Origin of the sequence: Endozoicomonas sp. (genome assembly GCF_031844845.1) — a bacterium.
Taxonomy (GTDB): Bacteria; Pseudomonadota; Gammaproteobacteria; order Pseudomonadales; family Endozoicomonadaceae; genus Endozoicomonas.
In genome coordinates this window covers 1-19,661 of record NZ_JAVRMB020000131.1, presented here as the reverse complement: position 1 = coordinate 19,661, position 19,661 = coordinate 1, and the positions used below count along the sequence as shown (strand labels likewise).

General features: G+C 45.9%; 12 protein-coding genes. 1 reads left to right on the top strand and 11 read right to left on the bottom strand.

The window, feature by feature from the left end; all coding sequences use genetic code 11:
- Window positions 1–5: 5 nt before the first annotated feature.
- The 4 genes from plsB to RM811_RS06640 all read right to left on the bottom strand — a co-directional run bounded on the left by plsB (window position 6) and on the right by RM811_RS06640 (window position 5,576).
- On the bottom strand, window positions 6–2,519 hold the full coding sequence (gene plsB, locus RM811_RS06655) for a glycerol-3-phosphate 1-O-acyltransferase PlsB (protein ID WP_402522108.1): 2,514 nt from the start codon (window positions 2,517–2,519) through the stop codon (window positions 6–8).
- Between the two features lie 312 nt (window positions 2,520–2,831).
- Complete coding sequence (locus RM811_RS06650; protein ID WP_402522106.1) at window positions 2,832–3,248, bottom strand: hypothetical protein; 417 nt, start codon at window positions 3,246–3,248, stop codon at window positions 2,832–2,834.
- A gap of 9 nt (window positions 3,249–3,257) precedes the next feature.
- Window positions 3,258–4,394 carry a succinyl-diaminopimelate desuccinylase gene (gene dapE / locus RM811_RS06645; RefSeq protein WP_402522104.1) on the bottom strand — a complete coding sequence of 379 codons (1,137 nt, stop codon included), beginning with the start codon at window positions 4,392–4,394 and terminating at the stop codon, window positions 3,258–3,260.
- A gap of 135 nt (window positions 4,395–4,529) precedes the next feature.
- Window positions 4,530–5,576 (bottom strand): beta-N-acetylglucosaminidase domain-containing protein, encoded by a 1,047-nt coding sequence (locus RM811_RS06640; RefSeq protein WP_402522102.1) that lies wholly within the window; start codon window positions 5,574–5,576, stop codon window positions 4,530–4,532.
- 251 nt (window positions 5,577–5,827) lie between these two features.
- Between RM811_RS06640 and RM811_RS06635 the strand changes: the two genes are divergently transcribed.
- Window positions 5,828–9,559: a hypothetical protein gene (locus tag RM811_RS06635; protein WP_402522100.1), complete on the top strand. Its 3,732-nt coding sequence runs from the start codon at window positions 5,828–5,830 to the stop codon at window positions 9,557–9,559.
- A 532-nt stretch (window positions 9,560–10,091) separates the two neighbouring features.
- Here RM811_RS06635 and RM811_RS06630 read toward each other — a convergent pair.
- The 7 genes from RM811_RS06630 to nth all read right to left on the bottom strand — a co-directional run bounded on the left by RM811_RS06630 (window position 10,092) and on the right by nth (window position 19,227).
- Window positions 10,092–12,257 (bottom strand): AAA family ATPase, encoded by a 2,166-nt coding sequence (locus tag RM811_RS06630; protein WP_402522098.1) that lies wholly within the window; start codon window positions 12,255–12,257, stop codon window positions 10,092–10,094.
- Window positions 12,254–12,691 carry a VPA1267 family protein gene (locus RM811_RS06625; protein WP_402522096.1) on the bottom strand — a complete coding sequence of 146 codons (438 nt, stop codon included), beginning with the start codon at window positions 12,689–12,691 and terminating at the stop codon, window positions 12,254–12,256. The genes RM811_RS06630 and RM811_RS06625 overlap by 4 nt, the downstream gene beginning before the upstream one ends.
- Window positions 12,692–12,746: 55 nt before the next feature.
- Window positions 12,747–13,169 (bottom strand): hypothetical protein, encoded by a 423-nt coding sequence (locus RM811_RS06620; RefSeq protein WP_402522094.1) that lies wholly within the window; start codon window positions 13,167–13,169, stop codon window positions 12,747–12,749.
- 12 nt (window positions 13,170–13,181) lie between these two features.
- Window positions 13,182–15,500, bottom strand: coding sequence for a hypothetical protein (locus tag RM811_RS06615; protein WP_402522092.1), 2,319 nt, complete (start codon window positions 15,498–15,500; stop codon window positions 13,182–13,184).
- Window positions 15,497–17,149, bottom strand: coding sequence for a hypothetical protein (locus RM811_RS06610; RefSeq protein ID WP_402522090.1), 1,653 nt, complete (start codon window positions 17,147–17,149; stop codon window positions 15,497–15,499). The genes RM811_RS06615 and RM811_RS06610 overlap by 4 nt, the downstream gene beginning before the upstream one ends.
- Complete coding sequence (locus RM811_RS06605; RefSeq protein ID WP_402522088.1) at window positions 17,142–18,467, bottom strand: tyrosine-type recombinase/integrase; 1,326 nt, start codon at window positions 18,465–18,467, stop codon at window positions 17,142–17,144. The genes RM811_RS06610 and RM811_RS06605 overlap by 8 nt, the downstream gene beginning before the upstream one ends.
- A gap of 109 nt (window positions 18,468–18,576) precedes the next feature.
- Window positions 18,577–19,227: an endonuclease III gene (nth, locus tag RM811_RS06600; protein ID WP_402522086.1), complete on the bottom strand. Its 651-nt coding sequence runs from the start codon at window positions 19,225–19,227 to the stop codon at window positions 18,577–18,579.
- Between the last annotated feature and the right edge of the window lie 434 nt (window positions 19,228–19,661).

The window sequence follows — 19,661 nt, the reverse complement described above, 5'->3', positions numbered from 1 at the left end:
TGCTGTTATGTGCTTTCTTTTTCCTCAGAACTGTTGCTGACGCCATACCGGCTGGTCTGATCAATACTGTGTCGTATTTCAGTGGTCAGCAGGAAATGAGCCTGGTCTGCAATCTGCTGGATGTTGTCACCAAACACCAGTTTGTTGGTCTGGGTGATATCCAGTACATCATGGTGTTGCATCTGGGCAATGAAGCTCCGGAACAGTGATTTATCGAAAAATTCAGGGGCATTCAGGCCATGGATAATTGATAGTCGCTGAGCAAGAACACCACTTTGATGCTCAAGGGCTTCGGCCTCAATGTTACCACTGCCATTTCGAAGCAGCAGGCTGATCACCATGTAGAAGCGCTCCAGTGTCTGCACGATAGAGCGGGACAGCACATTCAGCATGATGTATTCGGAAGAGGATGGGTCTGGCTGGAAGTAACAGCTTTCTCCGGCTCCGGCGTCTCCATTATCTTCATTTCCCCGGGTTATCAGACCTTCCTCCTCCAGGCAGTCCAGCCATTTCTGGACAATGGCCAAGGCTTCATGCTGAGTCCATTGCAGGTAAAGCTCAGCCTGAAAGTAGGGGTAGAGAATAGCGCAGATACGCAGAATCTGTTTCCTGGGAATACTGGCGCTGTTGACAAAGAAGCAGCTGATCAGCGAAGGAATCGCAAAGATGTGCAGAACATTATTGCGATAGTAGGTCATGGAGATGGCGGTTTTCTCATCCATGCTGATGATATCACCCAGCGCATCGGTTTTTCTCTGAACCAGCTGCAGGTTTTCCACATAGTGGATCATGCTGCGGGCATCCAGGTCGGTCATGGTTGTCCGGTCGCTGTAAGGTACCATGGACAGTAGACGTGTATAGCCATCCAGCTGGCGGATAAGCTCTTCTTCACCAAGGGCATGTCTCGGGGAGGAGAGAAGGGCCATGGCCACAAGGTTGACCGGGTTAATCACGGCAGCAGAATTAATCCGGCCCGCCAGCATGTCACTCAGGTTGGAGGTGGTTTTAACCAGCCACTCAGGCTTATCTTTTGTGTCGGCAGTGTCTTGCCAGTGGGGAGCCTCTTTATTCAGGTATGAACCAAGATCCACCGGCTCACCAAAGGTGATCCAGGCTTTACCAAATTCCTTTCTCAGGGCGGCCAGTGTCCGGACAATGTCCATTGGGGATTCGCTTTTCTTGGCTTCTCCACGCAGCTCACCCAGATAACTGGCCATTTCCAGTAGTTTTTCATAACCGATATAAACCGGTACGAAAGCCAGAGGCTTGCGATGATCGCGGAGAAAGCTGCGAATGGTGATGGAGAGCATGCCGGTTTTGGGCGACAGAGTACGGCCCGTTCTTGAGCGGCCACCTTCGATAAAGTATTCGGTGGCAAAGCCTTTGCTGGTCAGGGTGTACATGTATTCATGGAATACGGTGCTGTAGAGAGGATTTCCCCGGAAGGTGCGGCGCATAAAGAAAGCACCACTCTTGCGCAGGATGGTACCTACCACCGGCATGTTCAGATTGATGCCTGCCGCGATATGGGGAGGCGGCAATCCTTCATAGAACAGAACATACGACAGAAGCAGATAGTCGATATGACTTCTGTGGCAGGGAATATAAACAATGGTGTGGGTTTGGGCGAGGGCCTTTAATGGCTCAATATGGTTGACTTTTACACCACTGTAGAGCTTGTTCCAGAACCAGGTCAGGATAATATCCAGAAAGCGGATGACCGGCATGGAGAAATCAGAAGCGATTTCATTAGCGTATTTTTGTGCTTTCGCTTCAGCTTCAACCAGCGTGATTTCCCGGGCAGTTGCTTCTGCCCCAATGGCTTTCTGAATTCTTGGTGTATGAATCAGGCTATTGACCAGCATACGACGATGGGAGAGATCTGGTCCCAGAACTGACGCTTTTTTCTGACGGAAATGAACCCGGAGAATACGGTTTACCTTGCGAACACTTCGGGCATGGTTCTGACTGTCGCCTATGATCTCCTGAAGTGACAGCGCAGGGCTGAAATAAACCATGGTCTGCCGGCCATGGAGTAAAGTCGCCAGAAACTTGCGGAAGCGACCGCCGAGGCTGAAGTTCCAGTCAAACAATAGCTTAAAGGCAGACTGTTCTTTTTCCGGCGAGCGTCCCCAGAAAATAGTGACCGGCACTATCTGTACGTCCAGCTGTTGCTCTTCAACCTGCTTTACCAGCTGGGCCAGAAGTTCTGGTGGTTCCGGGCGTTCCCTCTGCAGTATCAGGCCTTCATACTGGTTCAGGAAAAAGTGCGCTTTGTTTTCCGGATGGTTTGGGTCACTGGGTTTATAAGGTCTTGGCAGGCCGGCTTTTATGCACTCACCCTCAAGTACCATCAGGTCGGTCAGAGAACGCTGGTGGATAACATAAACAACGGGTTTGCCCGGCTGCAATTGCAGGGCTTCGGAGTTATTGTTTTCAACCGTGGTACGAACCCACGTGGACAGGAGTTTTCTCAGGCTATGGAAAACATAGCGATTCAGGGTAATGGGTTTCAGCATGGAACTGGCTCTTGGCCTGCATCCGTTAGTAAGGGAGATAATAGTCGATCAGAAGACTGACTCCAGTGAACCGGTAGCAGGCCTCTGGCTCAAGAGTAGACGGGGACTCTCAAGTCTGTGGTGAATTAGCCGGGCATTCTAGCCTGATTACGCGTTGTTACGCAAAAGATTCAGCCTGACTCAATCGCTTATTTGGATAACCGGCAGTTTGGGGGGATTGATAACAATGGCCCGGGGTTCTGACTGGCAATGATGACTCCGTGCTGTCAGGGTTGATCAGGTTTTATGAAAAGCAGCAGGGCTGCTTTTCAGCTACGAGGCGTTAGGCCATTTGATCAGACTTTCCTGACCTTTTTCATCCAGCTGCCACCACTCATCCATATCGGCACCTTCCTGCCAGGGGCCAGAGTTACAGCGGACTCTGCACTGACAATGCGCCTGAAGGCTTCGAGCGCACTGGGTATCATCCTCCCAGGCCGTTGCATTGGTTTTAAACCAGATGCTGGTCCAGGCTTTACCCACGGCATTTTCAACAATCATGACCGGGATCGTTTTGCCCTGGCAGGTGACTTCCAGATCATGAACAACGTTGCCACTGTTTAAGGTAGCAACATGATCAAAAGTATCGTTTAACCAGCCGGTAATAGCCTCCAGAGAGGTGCTTTTGGCATAAACTTCAATATCGTTTACTTCAGTATTATCGGCTTTTGATGGGTCAGGAGTATTCATTTGAAAACGTCATTTGTCGGTTAGCAAATGCCGGAGTATACCCTTATATATTTCCTGAAGGGTATCCAGATCATCCGCTTTAACACATTCATTCACTTTGTGGATCGTCGCGTTTACCGGGCCAAGCTCCACTACCTGTGCACCAGTAGGGGCAATGAAACGTCCATCAGAGGTACCACCGGATGTGGATAATTCCGTTGTCAGTCCGGTCACTTCACTAATAGCCTTTTGGGCGGCATCAACCAGTGCTCCGGGGCGGGTCAAAAATGGCAGGCCACTCAGGTGCCAGTCAATATCGTATTCCAGCAGGTGACTATCAAGAATCGTCGTCACCCGGTGTTGAATTTGTTCTGGCGTCAGTTCAGAAGAAAACCGGAAGTTGAAATTAACCTGACATTCTCCGGGAATCACATTGCTGGCGCCGGTGCCTGCATGAATTTGCCAGATTTGAAAGCTGGTGGGTGGAAAGAATTCATTGCCTTCATCCCAGGTTTCTCCGGTCAGGTCGGCAATGGCCAGGGCCACTTCATGCACCGGGTTTCTGGCCAGGTGAGGGTAGGCCACATGGCCTTGAATGCCTTTGATGGTCAGGTGGCCGTGGAGTGAACCCCGGCGGCCATTTTTAACCACATCACCCACGGTGTTGGTGCTGGAAGGCTCACCAATCAGGCACCAGTCGATCTTTTCATTACGGGCTTCAAGGTGTTCAATCACTTTTACTGTGCCGTTTGCAGCAGGGCCTTCTTCATCACTGGTGATCAGAAAGGCGATTGAACCTTTGTGACCAGCGTGCTCTGCCAGAAAGTCCTCGCAAGCTGTAACCATGGCCGCCAGGCTTCCTTTCATGTCTGCAGCTCCACGGCCGTGAAGCATTCCATCAATCACAGCCGGTTGAAACGGTGGGTTATCCCACTTATCTTCCGGGCCGGTGGGCACTACATCGGTATGGCCGGCAAACGCCAGAACCGGACTCTGGTCTCCCTTGCGAAGCCAGAAATTTTCAACCTCACCAAAGCGGAGTCGTTCAACCTTAAAGCCAAGGGGTTCCAGCCGGCTGATCATCAGTTCCTGACAACCCTTATCTTCAGGGGTGACGGAAGCGCGGCTCATCAGGTCAATTGCCAGTTCGAGGGTTTTTGATGTCATTTTTAGCTTCCCATTTAAAGTCACTGAATTATTTTTTATTTTGGTGAAGTTCTTTTTTGTTAAAGAGTGTTTATTAGAACGTGTTTGTTAAAGACAGTTCACAGGCTACGCAGTTTAGCACTGATCTTCAGTAATTCACTGTTTCAGCCAGCTGAGAATTTCCCTGACAAAGGGTTGCTCAGCTTCTGACTGGAATTTTGAAAAGGTTTTTTTCAGACGGTTACGGGTGAAATCTGAAAAATTCAGTGTTCCTTCCTCGGTAAAACAGATCAGATTTTCTTCTATGGCTGCGGCAAGTTCTATTCCACATAAATTCCGGGCAGCGCTCTTGAAACTGGCATGACCATCAAACTGACCTTTTTGCTGATAGAGATCCGACAGTGTCGCCAGGGGAATCATGGAGAGCCAGGGCTGAATCATCGGATTGACCGCATGACCACTGCACCAGTCACTGAGTTGCCAGGGCCGGCCGGTGAAGGTATAGAGCCGGAGCCGGTTTTTCAGCCAGTCTGTATCATTCACCGGGTAATTATCCCAGAGGAACGGTTTGCGGCGGAAGTGATCGGTCATTTCCTGCAGGCTGGTCTGATCGTACCCCAGGGAGATAACATGGTCGCCGGTCCAGAAGATATCAAACCGGGAATCAAGAGACTGGCCAAGGTCTGACCAGTAGTTTTCTGGCATAGCGCCATAAACTCTCTGCAATAGTGGATCTTTTGAGTAGTACGTACCGACGACAATAAATTGCTCCGCGCTGCTTTCTGCGGCGATAAATTCAGCGATTTCGGTTTGCACTCTGGCCAGGCAATCCACCTCATTACTGAAGTCGTCAAAGAGAATACAGAGTATTTGCGGGTTGAGTTGATTAATGCTGGCGATTTTTTCTTTTAGCTGTTGGCGGTTTTCCCGGTTCAATTCCCTTACGTTAAAGGGCGTGAGTCCCATACCAAAACGAACATTGCTCTGTTGAAGCTTTAACCCCAGGGCCTTGATGGCCTCGAAGGTACTTTCCGGCCATGGCTGATCCCATTGCTCACGAAGGTATGGGTCATCTTTTGGGGCATAGATGTAAAAATCGAATCCTTTCTGTGTGCAGAAGCTGACATAGGCATCCCTGGCTTCCCAGGACCACTGGTTTTGCTGATCATAGAGACCTTCGATTACACCATATCTGAATGCCATTGCTCATCATCCCTGCCCGAAAGAGCTTTGCCCGAAATTGGTTTAACAATGAATCTGAAAAGTAGCAGATTTGTCGGGTTGCGAGAAGTCTGTTTGCGGTTTGTGATTCTCCCTGCTTGTCTGATGCAAAGCGATTGTTATTGAACTTTTGTCACTGGTTATTATCTATGTATGAGGCACCCAAAAATGATATTTGGAATGTGGTGAAAGCGGGTGATTCATTAGTTTTCACCGACAATGATTGAGTGAATATGATTCAGGTTAACAAAGGCCAGCCAGCAGGGAATGTATCACGACACGATGTAATACCGGATGATAAAAAAGAAACGACCCGGTCAGTCATCAGTCTGGGTTCTGAACATAAGTCCGGGACGACTGGCAAGGCAATGGATCAATATAAAATTACAGAACATGATTCCCTGTCAGCTGCCAATGCATTGGTACTGCCTTTTGATGATTTACAGGCAGCGCTGGCGCAATCAGCGGAGTATCAACAGCTTGAGTTACGGGAGGTTCCCCGGGATGGTAACTGCTTCTTTCATGCCATTGCCGATGTGATCAAACATAACGACGTTGCACAGGCGTATTTTACGGGCTGTTTTAACCATCTTCTGGCAAAGAAAGTCCTTGAAGCCCACTGTAGGTCGGAGTCGGAGAGCATTAATGAAACCATGGTTCGGCAATTGATCCATGGCTGGATTAAATGGGCCAGTGATACATTGCCGGAGTATTGGGAGGAGCTTGAATTACTGGTCCGTCCGCCGTCTGGCAGGTCATTGGAGCAACAGCTGAAGGGCGGTTTTATCCGTAACATGGCACCATTTTCAGAGGCGGTCGATTATTATGGTTGGATTGATTTATTGTATGTTCTCAGGTTGGCAACGGGGATACCCATCAATCTTTTACATCTTCGCCAATTCAAGAACTCTCCCCGGGAAATCGTTTCAGAGTTGCCCGATGTGAATGCACTGGAGCAATTGACGGGTGACCTGCTCAGGAAACTCAGGGAAAAAGATCCATTGCTGGTGAAATTACAAAATGATGATTCATTACACACTAATCGGCAAAGCCTGTTTCTGGTGCATTCCGGTGGCGATCATTACTACCCTGCGTTAACGAAAACAGCCGCAGAATTATCGGATACAGAATGCACTCCCGTAAATTACGCTCAATATCAACAGGCTGGGACGAAAGATAAGGTTTCTGCTGAAGACCCCGCCTCTATTATCGGAGAAATGATACAAGAAGATGGGCGGGTATCTTCAGAAGAGAATAATAACCCGGGAGAGCATTCAGCCGGTAATCGGGATGGTGAACCAGCTGCTGTTGCGCAGGGACAGAAATTGTGGGTACTCGAAAGCTCAGACGGCCTCCCCAGTATGGTTGCCTGCACCGGTGAGGATTATTCCGGTTACGGACATGAAGGCGCAAGGTTGGTTGACCCTGATATGGATGATGAGCTTCTGGACAGTATTGTGAAGGCCTTTCCTGATATCGGGGATTGGTATCCTGCTATTAAGCCATATATGTCGAAGTGCAGGAAATTAGTGGGTCCGGGTGATAGTGTCAGCCCACCGGAGCCTGCTTCGCAAATGGGGGTTAAGAAAACTTCAGTGGATTCAGACTCCGTCCCGGAAATTTTTCCGCCATTGAAAGCACTTGACCCGATTAAGTCGCTTGATGAAGACAGGAATGGCGTAAAAGGAAAAAATGTCACGGGGGAGTCTCCCCGGGATCACAGAAAGCAACCTATGAAGAGGGATAAGGCTGATTTTAATGCGTTCCAGGAGTCTCTGGAGTCGTTACAGGGCATGCTTGAATGTACTCAAAATAAAGGTTATCAGTTTTATTACTTTGAATTTAACAAGGTCATTGTAAACACGGGTGAAAATTACTATTACAATAAGGGGCTGGGAGCGTTGTTATACAATAAAGCTATTCAAATACTGGATGAGGCGTTATTTCTTGCACGAAGCATGGTCGGTGTTTTTATGGACTATTCTAAGCGCTATCCACGTAAGGCATGTCTTGCTTCGACTTACGAGATGGTTACTAAACAACGTTGTGATACATATTACTTCCTTGTATCGTTTATAAATGTATTTCGCTTTATTAAAACATCGGACAAGTCTTTAAGATTTGATTGCAGGCTTTTGCAATTGCAAAAACTGCTGGTTGAAGAGTTGCTTGATTTAAAAAAACATGCATCCATAAATATTGTTCCGGCAATTTTGGAAACATATCTTTATACTATGAGTCTGATTGTTAATCTGAATTGTTATTCTTTTGTTGGCAGTAAGGATGAGCAGGATGCCTGTGATTATACTTTAGAATTAATTTTCTTTATGGCAGGAATTAAAAAAGGATATTCTCTGGAATATATTCAACCAGATGATGTTGTAACCCGAAATAAATGCTTTCTGGAAATTTTGCAGTGGCACTGCGAGAAAGTCAATCATATTAAGGCGTTGAAAAACAATCTTGAGGTGGCGTTACTGCTGGCCGGTGGTGATATGCATTCCACTTGTCAAAGCGAAGTGGTATTTACCTGTGATAAAAAAGAACGCAATACAGCAAAAGGCGGTGAAAAGAGTCTTCCCGGCAGGAAGGGCAGGAAGGGCAGGAAAGGTAAAAGGGGTGGCTATGCCGTGGAAAAAGAAGTAAAAAAATCTCCGGCTGTCGATGTTATCCGGAAACATGATGAGCGATTCATTACCTATATTGATCAGATCTGTCAGGATTTCTTCACTTCACCGCTGGATATTGATGATGACGATGCAGAACGGATTGGCTATTTAAAGGAGGTGGAGGAACTTTTGTCCATCAATCAGGGCTTTTTTCCAAGACTGAAAGATACGTTGGAGACGTTTAAGAGTAGACGTGAGAATCTTCAAGCCAAAATTAAAAAAGAAGCAGAAGAACAGGAGAAAGAGGCACAGCAACAACTGAATAGTATAAGAAAATCGGAAGAGAAAAACAGACGGTCAAAAAGACACAGGAGACTGTCAAAATCAAACACACAGCACAGAAATTCGTCAGGTTTGCAGGCAACCGTTAAGTCCAGCGAAGAAACAAGTAATAGCATAATTCATGGTGGTTTTGTTTCTCAGAATGATCCGGGGCAGCAGTTTTATCAATCAGATGAAAGTGCACAGGGAAAATTTTTACCCGGCGCAGGTTGTTTGTCTGAAATGGAAGAAATACTGAAGACGGCAGAGGCACTGGTGGAGAAGGCGGCGGAACTGATTGGACAAAGCGAGGGCAATGGGGGTGAAAAGAATGAAGAGGCAAAGAGCTTCTATGAACTGGCCATGAAAAATCTGGGTGGTTTTCTTGAAAAGAACAGCGCAGCCGTTGATTATGATATGGCTCTTGCACTGGTGACGATGTCTTCCTGGCGTATTGAGTATGAATATCACTTCACGGGTTTTTTTGACAGGCTGTATGATACCTTCAATAAAACCAGGGTATGGGAGCGTATTTTTACCAACGGAATGCGCAAAGCAAAGTTGCCCTGGTATCCAAAGCATAAGCATTTGATTGAGATTGTTGAAACACTTCAGGGCATTGGCGGGCAACTGGCTGATGAGGGTTGTTCCAATATAGGCAGAGCACTGAATGAGCAGAACAGAGCTTTAGATATATTGCAGAGTTATTCTTCGTCCAGGGGGGGGGGCGGTATACAGTTGCAATATTTTGATGATCAGATGAACTATTTACAGGTAAATCAGGCATTCTTTGATGGGGTTCGAACCGATTTTGAAAAAGCCAATAGAAATGCCCTGAGCGCCATTGCCAGCAGGCGGCTCATTAAACGGCATTTTTTACCGCCGGGCTATTATCGAAACAGCCGCTGGAAAGGGGCTGCGCCCCAATATCAGCCCCGGGATCTGATTACAATGTTGACGGAAAATGTCGACAGGCAAGAGCGGTTTGCTAAAAATATTGAGGTTCGGAAAAAACGGTTAATTGGTCAGAGTTAAGTCTCTGAAGATCGTATTCCTTGGCGCTTGCACTGAACTACTCAGAGAGCTGACTTCCTACCCCGCCGCTTGGGGTGGGGTTATTGATTAAAGACGGCCTTTGAGAAAATCAGATGGTAAATTGTGAAAAGTAGCTGCTCCGGGATTCAGGACGTCTTCTGCCTGTACTCACATTATATCCACCAAAAAACCTCTCAATGGGTGAGTGAGTGAGTGAGGAAGAAGGCTTGATGGCCTTTAAGGGCGGTATATCCATCTAAAATCCATTACAAATAATACTAACTTTGTAAATATAAGTGATTTACAGCGAAAAAAATGGAAAAAAGCACTAGAAATCCTTTACAAAAAGACTGAATAATAAAAAGATTAAAGAGCGCCAAAACAGTCGGTGGCAGCACGCTCTCGGATCAGCTTCGTCGATTGTCTCAGCTTGAGTGGCCTCGGGTCTCCGAGCCGCTGCCCGCCGCCCTCCTGCGGAAAAAGCCCCCGCAGGAGCACGTCAGTCATCAACTCGGGTTATTCTCAGGTTTTGCTAGATCTGTTGCAATAGCTCAGCCAGGTAACTGTTTCTTTTGTGCGAATTGCTGGGTGTTTCAGTAATGCGCTTTAAATCATCTTCGCTACCAACAATGTGGATCTCACTTTCCGCTCTTGTTATTGCTGTGTATAGCCATGCCCTATCAACGATTCTCCCCTTCTGTAGTGCAATGATGATGCGCGGGAACTGGGAGCCTTGCGCCTTATGTAATGTGATCGCATAGCCTAGCTCCATGCAATCCAACACAGACTGAGAGATTTCAACCTTACCGCCCGTGTCCAGAGTCACTTCTCCATAGCTCTCTCCGGATGATTCAATGCTTGTTAATGAGCCCAGGGAGCCGTTCTGAATCCCTTTATCGTAGTGGTTTTGCGTGAACAAAATAGCATCGTTTAATCTCAAGTCCAGGAAGAGCTTCTCAGCGTGTATTTCAAATGCGATTCTACTTCCCTTTGCATTGACTGCTTCTTGAATAAGCTTGTTGATTTCATAAACGAGAGCCTTTGTAGGCGCCATTACACGGCTGCTTTCAGGCGACAACTGGTACAACTTGCAACAAACTTGAGCTATATCTTTTTTGTCTGTTTGGTGAAAGTGAATAGCGCCCGTAGTCAGTTGCCCCGGCATAACCCCTTGATTGATCAACCTTGAATATTCTGGGATTCCCGTGCTGCCTTCTTGTCGTTTAACAATATCAAGCATGGTGTTTGCGATTGTTTTAGCAAGCACTATGTCGGCAAGCACTTTACCGCATCCAATAGGCGGCAATTGGTCTGGATCACCCGTGAACACTATCCGCACTGAGGGGTGAATGTGGTTGACCAGACGATACATAGTCGGAAGATCAATCATGCTGGCTTCATCAATAACCAGCAGGTGGTTTGGATGCTCTGCGCTCGGTTCGACAGGAGGATCTCTGAGAAGCTTGGCAATCGTTGAGGTGGTAAAACCAATGGATTCATGCAGACGCATGGCTGCTCGCCCACTAAGCGCAACAGGATGAATTTCAAACCCCATCTGGTGGTAGGCGCGCAGGGCTGTCCTGAGTACTGTTGTCTTGCCTGTACCTGCACCACCTGTAATGCAACTTACAGCGTTATCTAAACAGGTTGCCACAGCTTCATGCTGCTTCCTTGTAAGATCATAGGGCAATTCACTCAGCGCAGAGTAATAGGCGGAATCTGAACATTCGTCGAAAAGGTTATTTTGACAGGCTAGTGTTTTCAAACGTTTTACAACGACGCTTTCCATGAGCAATTGTGCCGTGGGATGGAAGGTGCCGGTTTCAAAATTGAGAATATATTGCGCTTTGTCGTGCCCGGCCATGAATGCTTTGGTGACCAGCTCTTTCTCTTTAAGCAGGTTGGTTAGGTGAGGGCGTACAATAGCCTGTGTCGTGTAGGTGTGACCCTTCTCAATCTCCTTACGCAGAGCAATCTCAAGTGCAGCACTCAAGCGTTTATCGTCATCCGTCGAGATATCAAAGTCAGAATTTTTTACTGCACGGTCGACATCTTCAAATGACATTCCGAAGCCAATCAATACATAGGGATTTTTTTTGATTGCTTCAATCGACTGCTCGCCATGGTGCTTTAATAAGCGCTGCTGAATACTGGCGGGTATCTTATGCTCTGACATCCAGTTGCAGTAAGCCAGATTCTTGTACTTGGCATACCCTTCAAACAAGGCATTGATGCTGTCTTCGCTTAGAATACTTCCAAGGCGACTCCTTGACTCCGGGGTGTCATGCCTCAGTATGGAATGGAAGTCTTTTCCCAGATGTTCCCACAGTGCTCTTGCTTTACTTTCACCGATGCCTTTGAAGTCACTTTCTTTGGCGATAAAGCGTATCAGTTGCTCTCCAGTTTCTGGCAAGTTGCACTCAATGTGATCCGGCGACTCATAGGTGTGCTGCTGCATCACATAATCACCTGAAGTCACATCTTCTATTTTTCGCTGGCCTTTAATCGACCAATGCTGGCCAACCGCAGGCGGCACAGGAATGGAGTCAGGGTCTACCTTTATTGTGACGTAGTATTTGCCGCTATTAGCTCTATAGGAGTTTCTCTTAAGAGGCACACCGCTAAATATCACCATACTTGTTGACGTAAAAGGGATGCTGGTGACCCGCAACCGGTCTTCATGAATAACAGTATTCATCGCGGCATGAACCCCATGTCTGATAGTGTTTCAGATAGCTCTCCGAAGCGCTCAAGCTTGCCTTCCAGTTCTTTTACTTTTGCCTTTAATTCGATATTTTCAGTTTCCAGAGAAGACAGGCGTCTAACATCCAGCATCCTACGGTTTGCCGTGGTGTCATACAGCTTTGGCTTGTCGGCAGCCTTTTTTGCGGATTCGGTCAGTGGCGGAAGTACGCCTTTGTCACGCAAGCTATCTTCGAGCGCCTTAACCGCATTTTTGAGCGCAGGGTTTTGCCTAAAAGCGGATGTACCACAACCAATCCCTTTAGCTACTTCTGTACGGCTTAGTTGGCCTCTGTACACGATTTGCTTGAAGTCATCGTCCGTTTGTGTGGCTTTCCACACCTCGAAGGCTTTAAGGCTTTGCTGCGCTGTCTGCTGACCACTTGCCATTAATTGACCTCTGATTATCTCAATTTAAGGTTCAAAATGTTGCACTCTAGACGGGTTATCTAGCTTTAGATTCAATGTCTTGAAATGCTTTCTCGAAAATATCCATAACCGCAGGGTTACTCTCACCGATATTGGTAACCTTCTGTATAAAGGCCTGCAAGTAGCCGATCTCATCCTTTGCCACTTTCAGTTCAGCTTCCAATTGAATGACTTTTCCAGCTAAATCAATGTCCTTCTCAAGATATGACACAAGCTTTGTATCTGTTGTTGAGATAGGCTTACCTTTAAGTAAGCGCTTTTTCTCTTTGTATTCATTTTTGATGTTGAGATATTTATCGAGCGTTTGTCGAGTGGTGGTAATCGCAAGGCTAGATTCAATTTTCGTGACCAGGAAATCCCATGTTAACCTACCGTCCCAACTGCGAATTAATGCTTGTATAGAGATTTGTTGCTCTGTTTCGAGTGACTTTATTGCCATGCGTGCACTTCCTTATATTGAACCCAAAAAGCCTAATAAATTCTTTTTAGCAACCGTGTTATCAGGCTTTGTTTTTGCTTCAATGGCGGCGTGCAGTGCCTCGTTTGGGTTCGGTAGAGTTAACTTTCGTTCTGTCACCGTTTTAGTGTCCAGGTCTGTAATACGCACTGTATTTGAGCTTGTAAGATACCTTACTATCGAGCCTTGTTTTATGGTCTTGTCAGAAAGGACGTCTACCAAATTTTTTAACAGACAGGTATTACTATAATGCGTTGAGTACCATTGCTGCATCCCGTCGCTCGTGGTGAAGTTGATGGCGTCTTGAACTTGATCTAAATTATGTGTTTGCACTTTGAGGTCTTTCTTTAATAGCTCAATGGCATCCTCGTCGTGAGCAATATGACAGGAAGATGGACATAATGTGCATTGAGTTTCAAATTCAGTCATGTAGGTGCAAGGTGATAAGGTGAGGTTTTGCACGCAAAACCCTACCTCTGTTATGAACGTCGGAATGAGGTTTTCAATTGCAGCATCATACTGAGTTTTACTTTGTATGCGCATACCTACGTGTTCTTCAACCTCATCTTCAGTTTCTTGGTTATACAGGATGTCACTGATAACTGAGGCGTTTTGAGCGTCTGTCGTGTGTATGTAGCTCAAGGTTTGCTCTGCACTTTTTCGACCTGACAGCATTGAGATGAGTAAGTGTGGTAAGCCTTTTTTAGCCAAATAATCATTCTGCCAATGCCTAAATTGATGAGGTTTAATAAAAAAGTCCGAAGAAAACCCGTGTCGCTCAAAGATGGTTTTTTGACTCGTTCCCTTGTTTATTTTTAAGCTGGTAGAGAAGAAATTCTCCAATGAAGCGATAGGCACCAATAGAAAGTGTGACGCTTGTTGAGCGTTTAATTGCTTTTCGGTGAAGGCAAATAGGGCGTTCTCATAATCCACTTGCTTGGTTTGCTTTTTATTGTAACCCGTCAGGTTTGCTTGGTTGGCATCAACAAAGTGATTTTGAAATTCGGCAACCGTAAGTACTTGTTTCCCTGCGCAATATTTTTCAATCTGTGGTTTAGTACTAAACGCCGCTCCCAAAAGTGCAGATGCGTAAGGGCATCTAGATACCATTGCTAGCTTATCGAAAGGGGAAAGCTCTGCAATGGGCTTGAGGTATTTAGACTTACCTGTGGGGTTTGGAACCTCGATTGCCCCTTGCGTGTCGTGTGTTACTCGTGCGACTTTATCTATACCATCGTAAAAGCTTAAGAGTAACGCAAGGTGGATGAGGGTGATTGGCTTACCCATTGCAGGGTTCAGCGATGTAATATTTTCAATGCTGGGCTTGAACTCACCGAGCACGCTTTTCAGAGATTGAGTGGGGTCTTTATAGAACCTTGCTAACACCCTTGCTGGCTCTGTGACAATACTGGTGTAATGCAACGCTCTATCAAGGCTTTCTGCCATTTCAGCATTAAAATGCTTTTGGTTATCTAAATATCCCTTTGAGCCACGCCAGTTAAGGTAATAAACGGTCTCCTGTTTCCCCTTAACTATTTCGGTATGGCTTTGTAAGCGCTGCTTTGTCAGAAGCACTTGCTCTGCTGCCGCTCTGTTGGGTGATGACATAGCCAGAGCTGACATGGTGCATGTGAAAGCATCCAGCTGGTGTTTTGAAGGATGGATTAAGTGCTGCCAAGCGCTTATGTCGGATGGCTCACCTTTGTAAGGAGGAATAACGTCATGAAAAATAGCCCCCAACACTAGAAGCGCTTTATCATCGGGAAGCTTGTTATTTTCAGCTTCAATGGCATCATCCCCAGATTTTCTGTTCATTCCACCTACCCGCGCTGGAAAGCTCGGACTACAGCTCGCAGCAAGCATTTTATGCTGATGAAGCCAGTGAAAGAATGAGGGTAGAGCTTGGGTATAATCCATACTATCGATGGTGCACTGCATATCACTCAAGCTAGTAGAGGCAACGTTATGACCAAGCTTGATAAGAAACTTCCTGGCGGTGGTTAGTTTATCTTTCTTATTATCTATACCGATATTTTCTTTGAGTACATCCAATAAATAAGCAAGAAGCAACTGATGAGTCTCTGTATTTAACCTATCTTCTTTGGTGAACTCGCTACCCATTCTTGCGCAGGTCTGATTGCCATTATTGAATAAGAAGTTTGCGGCTACACCTGTTGCACTTGTGAAAGTGACCGCAATATCAACCCACGCGGCCTGCTCTCCTTTTTGATTTGTAAAGCCTGTCAAAGGTTGCTGCATTTTCTTTTCAATGTAAGCGTGTTGGTTAGCAATATAACGGTTCAATGCGGTCATTGTTTACCCCCGAGCTTCAATGTCTTTCTTTCGTTGCAAAGCGCAATGGTTGCCTTGATGTAAATGATGATTTTATTGAGTTTTTTTACCGTCGCAGGGTGTCCTGATTGACTATTGATTTCAAGCTTACGCTCCGCCTTGTCCAGATACTGCTGATGATTCGCTGTTTCGAGCGGTCTAAAGTTGTCACAGGGGTAGCAACCCATTGGCGCTCCCCCTTTGGATTTGCAGCTTGAGCAATTATCGGGGTTTAGCTTGTATCCCATTTCTTCATCAAATGGACTCTTGATACAAAACGCCTTGTCCTTTTGCAGCTCTTTAACTGATGTGGTATCGAACCTCTTGATAATATGGTTACCAGCGTAAGCTTGGTCTATTTTGATCCGCTCTTGAGCCTTAAGGTCTATGTAGGGCTGGATGGCCCCAATGGTCACGCCTGTAATTGAGGCGATTTGCGCAGGGCTGAATCCCTGCCAAACTGCTTGCGTTAATTGCGTGTGTCGCCACCGGTTGTTTGCAAGAGCCAAGGGTGCATTGGGTAATCGGTCGCTCTGCGCATTGAGCTTGGTTTTAAATAGATAGGCGATGTTTTCGCGAAGGGCATTTGGGTTTAAGTGGTAAGCTTGAGAGGTGTCACTGATTGCCCTGAAAATCTCTGATTTAGACTGATACTCAGAGCTAAAGAGACTTTGATCTGGCAGTAGGGGCAAACGCCTCATCAACTCTGTCATTTCATCGCGGCTTAGGGTTATATGGTTTTGATGTAACTGGTGTGAAAGGTAGTTTTCGTAAACCTGATAATAGCGTAATAACATTAGAGAAAAGTCAGGCTCTAAGCGGTGTGAGCGTGATTCAGCGTTAAAACGAAATTCCCCATCCTTGCCCTTGAAGGTTCGAAGATGGAACTGTTCAACATCTGAGAATAGATGCTGCGTTATGGGTTCCCATTTTCTGTCAGGCTCTTTGTGTGACTGAAATTTTTGACCAACTCGCAAAACATCACACCATTTGATTTTTACAAGTTGAACAGGCCGCCTTACAATTGCCACCATGAGCTGACTTGCAATCACATTTCGTAAACGTGTAAATGTTTTTTGCGTAAATAGATCGCCATCCAGCGCTTGAAGGGTTTCAATACGAAGCGCCTCTAGAATATTATCATGCTCAATTTCACTGTAAGCTCCATTTTTAATGTCAAGAACCCCTTTAATAGCACTTGGGGTACCTAGATTTTCATCTTTGATTGAGTTGCACAAAGGGGAAAGTGTTGCTGAGTGGTATTCATCACTCCGCTGACAAAAAGCAAACAGTGCGTTTCGAACTGTCTTTTTGTAACTATCAAGCGTTAGCCACCATGCTTCAAATTGATTGACATCAAGGTTGTCAACGATAGTTTTCAGTGTGCTTACGTTAGTATGTACTGTGCCAAAGGCATAGTGCGAAGCAGCATGCGCTATTGCTAACCTTAAATCGAGAAAAGTGGCAGTATCGACATTCAGTTCATTCATCCACTCTAAGTACAGGGTCTTTTTATACCCGAGCAGCCATTCATCAGACAATACATCAAAGGTGTAACCCTCTTCTTTAGCTGAGAATATTCTCTGATCCGCGTATTCATTCTTTAAATCGGTGATTTGAGATTTATTCATTTGCACCTCCAAGGCTTGGCACCGATTTGCTTTGATTTTTCGCAGAGAGTTCTTGAACTTTCACAGCCAATTTAAACTCGTTATAGGTTTGTACCATTTTGGAGTCTTCAACCCAGCCCATGCTGTATTTACGCATATCTTCAATCTGCGCGGCGTCATAACCCGCCTTTTCCGCTTTGTCAGTAAACACCTCATTCCACTTATGTCTTAGCTTATGAGGGTGCAGCTTGGTACCAACAGCGTCACCAAACTTATCCACCAATTTGTGAATTGCCTTGTAAGAGATAGGCTGCCCTGATGAAACACCCTTTTCCGAAATAAAAACGAAGTCATGCTCATGGGCGCTAGAATGTGAAGCTCGCACCGTTGATACGTAGAGCTTGATGAGCTTCATTAAATCCGACGACACCGATACTGACAGTGCTTTGGTTTTATTTGCAGCAGGCATTCGCCTTGCATCGGTAGCATCGTCAGGGGTTCTGGTGATAAGAAATCGAGGGTTATCCCAATCCTCTACTAAATCACTAATCTTGAGCTTTAGAGCGGCACCAACTCGAACACCTGTATCAATCAAAATCTGCATGATGATTTGATTTCTCAGCTTGCTCGATTTAAATGGGTTTTTCGGTGAGCTTTCTTTAATGATTTCTAGAAGTTCAAAGAATTTATCTGTTGAAATGACCGACTCAAAAGGGTCTTTGGTGATGGTGTTGCCTTTTCGAGAGCCTGAAATAAACTTATTGATATAGAGCTGAAAAGCCCTGAACTTATCGCCAGTTTTGAAATTACCTTCTGTAGGAGCTTGGTCGTAATGATGGCAGACGTACAAATACTCAATATAACTTCTCAGGCGAATTAAGCGCTGGCGAAAGGTGTGGACTGATACTTGGGAATGACTGTTGGCCGTTGCATGGATAGCGTCTCTGATGCGCTTATCTGTAATACTGATTACACTCGAACTTTCTTGCGAAGCGCTATCATCAGCATAGAGCTTACATGCTCGAACAAAATCATCCACCTCAACTCTTGAAAGGAACTCACCATCAGCAACCCTATCAACTAGATTGATGCCCTTATCTGCGAAATAACAATACAAGAGCTTTAACTCGTAAGCGTACTTTATGCGAGTATTTAGACTGGGCGCTTGCGTGGTCACTCCTTTCTTGCCTTTAGAAAGAGGTGAGTTGTGATTACCATTCAAATAAGCATTGAGATACAAACAAGCAGGGAAAACATTGTTTCGTATCACCAATGGGAACGAGTGGCTATTGGTATCTCTATAGATACTGACTTTAACGCTTTCACCAAATTCTATCATTACAATTCCATGTATTACATATACATAATTCTACTATATGTGACGATTGTGATTTTGTAAAGGAAAAAAAAGACTCAATCAAGAGTCTTTGTGTGATATCGAGGTTTTCTTACTTCTTTTTCTTTACACTTTCTTTTGGTGGAGAGAACTCACAAAGGTCTTCAATAATACAGCTGCCACACTGGGGCTTTCTGGCTTTACACACATAGCGACCATGGAGGATCAGCCAGTGATGGGCATCCATCAGGAACTCTTTGGGAATGAGTCTGATCAGTCGATTTTCGACCTCGAGTACATCTTTTCCCGGCGCTATGCCGGTTCGATTGGAAACGCGGAAAATATGCGTATCCACCGCCATGGTGGGCTGTCCAAAGGCGGTGTTTAAAACCACATTGGCTGTTTTTCTGCCAACACCCGGCAGGGATTCCAGGTCTTGGCGATTGTCCGGTACGATGCTGTGGTGCTGTTCAATAAGAATACGGCAGGTTTTAATGACATTTTCAGCCTTGGCATTAAAGAGGCCAATGGTTTTTATGTATTCCTTCAGGCCATCAACGCCCAGGGCCAGAATAGTTTCCGGGGTGCTGGCCACTGGATAGAGTTTATCTGTTGCTTTGTTAACCCCGACATCGGTGGCCTGAGCCGAAAGAATAACGGCAATCAGCAGTTCAAAGGGTGTGCTGTAGTTGAGCTCGGTGGTTGGGTTGGGGTTTGCGTCCCTGAGCCGGGTGAATATCTGTGTGCGTTTTTCTTTATTCATCAGTGATCAATCGAAATAAATCCAGCTTGATAGTAGTTTAATGGCAAACAGGATGAAACGTTCCCGGTAAAATAGTCAATAAAATTAACTTATTTTTGGCTCTTTGTCTTTTCAGAGCGGCCAGATAGCTTTCCCGGGACACTATCTGAAGGGTGCAATTAAAAGTGTTCAAAAGAGAAAGTCGAAATGGTTATAGCTCTTAAGGTAGTGGAGCTGCAGGAAATACCCGCGTACCGTCATCCCCGCGAAGCGGGATCCACTACTCGAGATAGGCTCCCACTCTCGAGATGGATTCCCGCCTTCGAGGCTGTCGCAAAACCCACCAGGAACCTCGTTCCCACGCTCTGCGTGGGAATGCATAGCCAACCACAGGAATCGTGTCTGTGGTTGGGTCCTGGCGCTACCACGCAGGACCCACAGGGCCTAAAAGCGTG

Bases quoted from the DNA above. Each gene is read 5' to 3' on its own strand.
- plsB (WP_402522108.1), bottom strand. From the start codon at position 2,519: ATGCTGAAACCCATTACCCTGAATCGCTATGTTTTCCATAGCCTGAGA.
- RM811_RS06650 (WP_402522106.1), bottom strand. From the start codon at position 3,248: ATGAATACTCCTGACCCATCAAAAGCCGATAATACTGAAGTAAACGAT.
- dapE (WP_402522104.1), bottom strand. From the start codon at position 4,394: ATGACATCAAAAACCCTCGAACTGGCAATTGACCTGATGAGCCGCGCT.
- RM811_RS06640 (WP_402522102.1), bottom strand. From the start codon at position 5,576: ATGGCATTCAGATATGGTGTAATCGAAGGTCTCTATGATCAGCAAAAC.
- RM811_RS06635 (WP_402522100.1), top strand. From the start codon at position 5,828: ATGATTCAGGTTAACAAAGGCCAGCCAGCAGGGAATGTATCACGACAC.
- RM811_RS06630 (WP_402522098.1), bottom strand. From the start codon at position 12,257: ATGAATACTGTTATTCATGAAGACCGGTTGCGGGTCACCAGCATCCCT.
- RM811_RS06625 (WP_402522096.1), bottom strand. From the start codon at position 12,691: ATGGCAAGTGGTCAGCAGACAGCGCAGCAAAGCCTTAAAGCCTTCGAG.
- RM811_RS06620 (WP_402522094.1), bottom strand. From the start codon at position 13,169: ATGGCAATAAAGTCACTCGAAACAGAGCAACAAATCTCTATACAAGCA.
- RM811_RS06615 (WP_402522092.1), bottom strand. From the start codon at position 15,500: ATGACCGCATTGAACCGTTATATTGCTAACCAACACGCTTACATTGAA.
- RM811_RS06610 (WP_402522090.1), bottom strand. From the start codon at position 17,149: ATGAATAAATCTCAAATCACCGATTTAAAGAATGAATACGCGGATCAG.
- RM811_RS06605 (WP_402522088.1), bottom strand. From the start codon at position 18,467: ATGATAGAATTTGGTGAAAGCGTTAAAGTCAGTATCTATAGAGATACC.
- nth (WP_402522086.1), bottom strand. From the start codon at position 19,227: ATGAATAAAGAAAAACGCACACAGATATTCACCCGGCTCAGGGACGCA.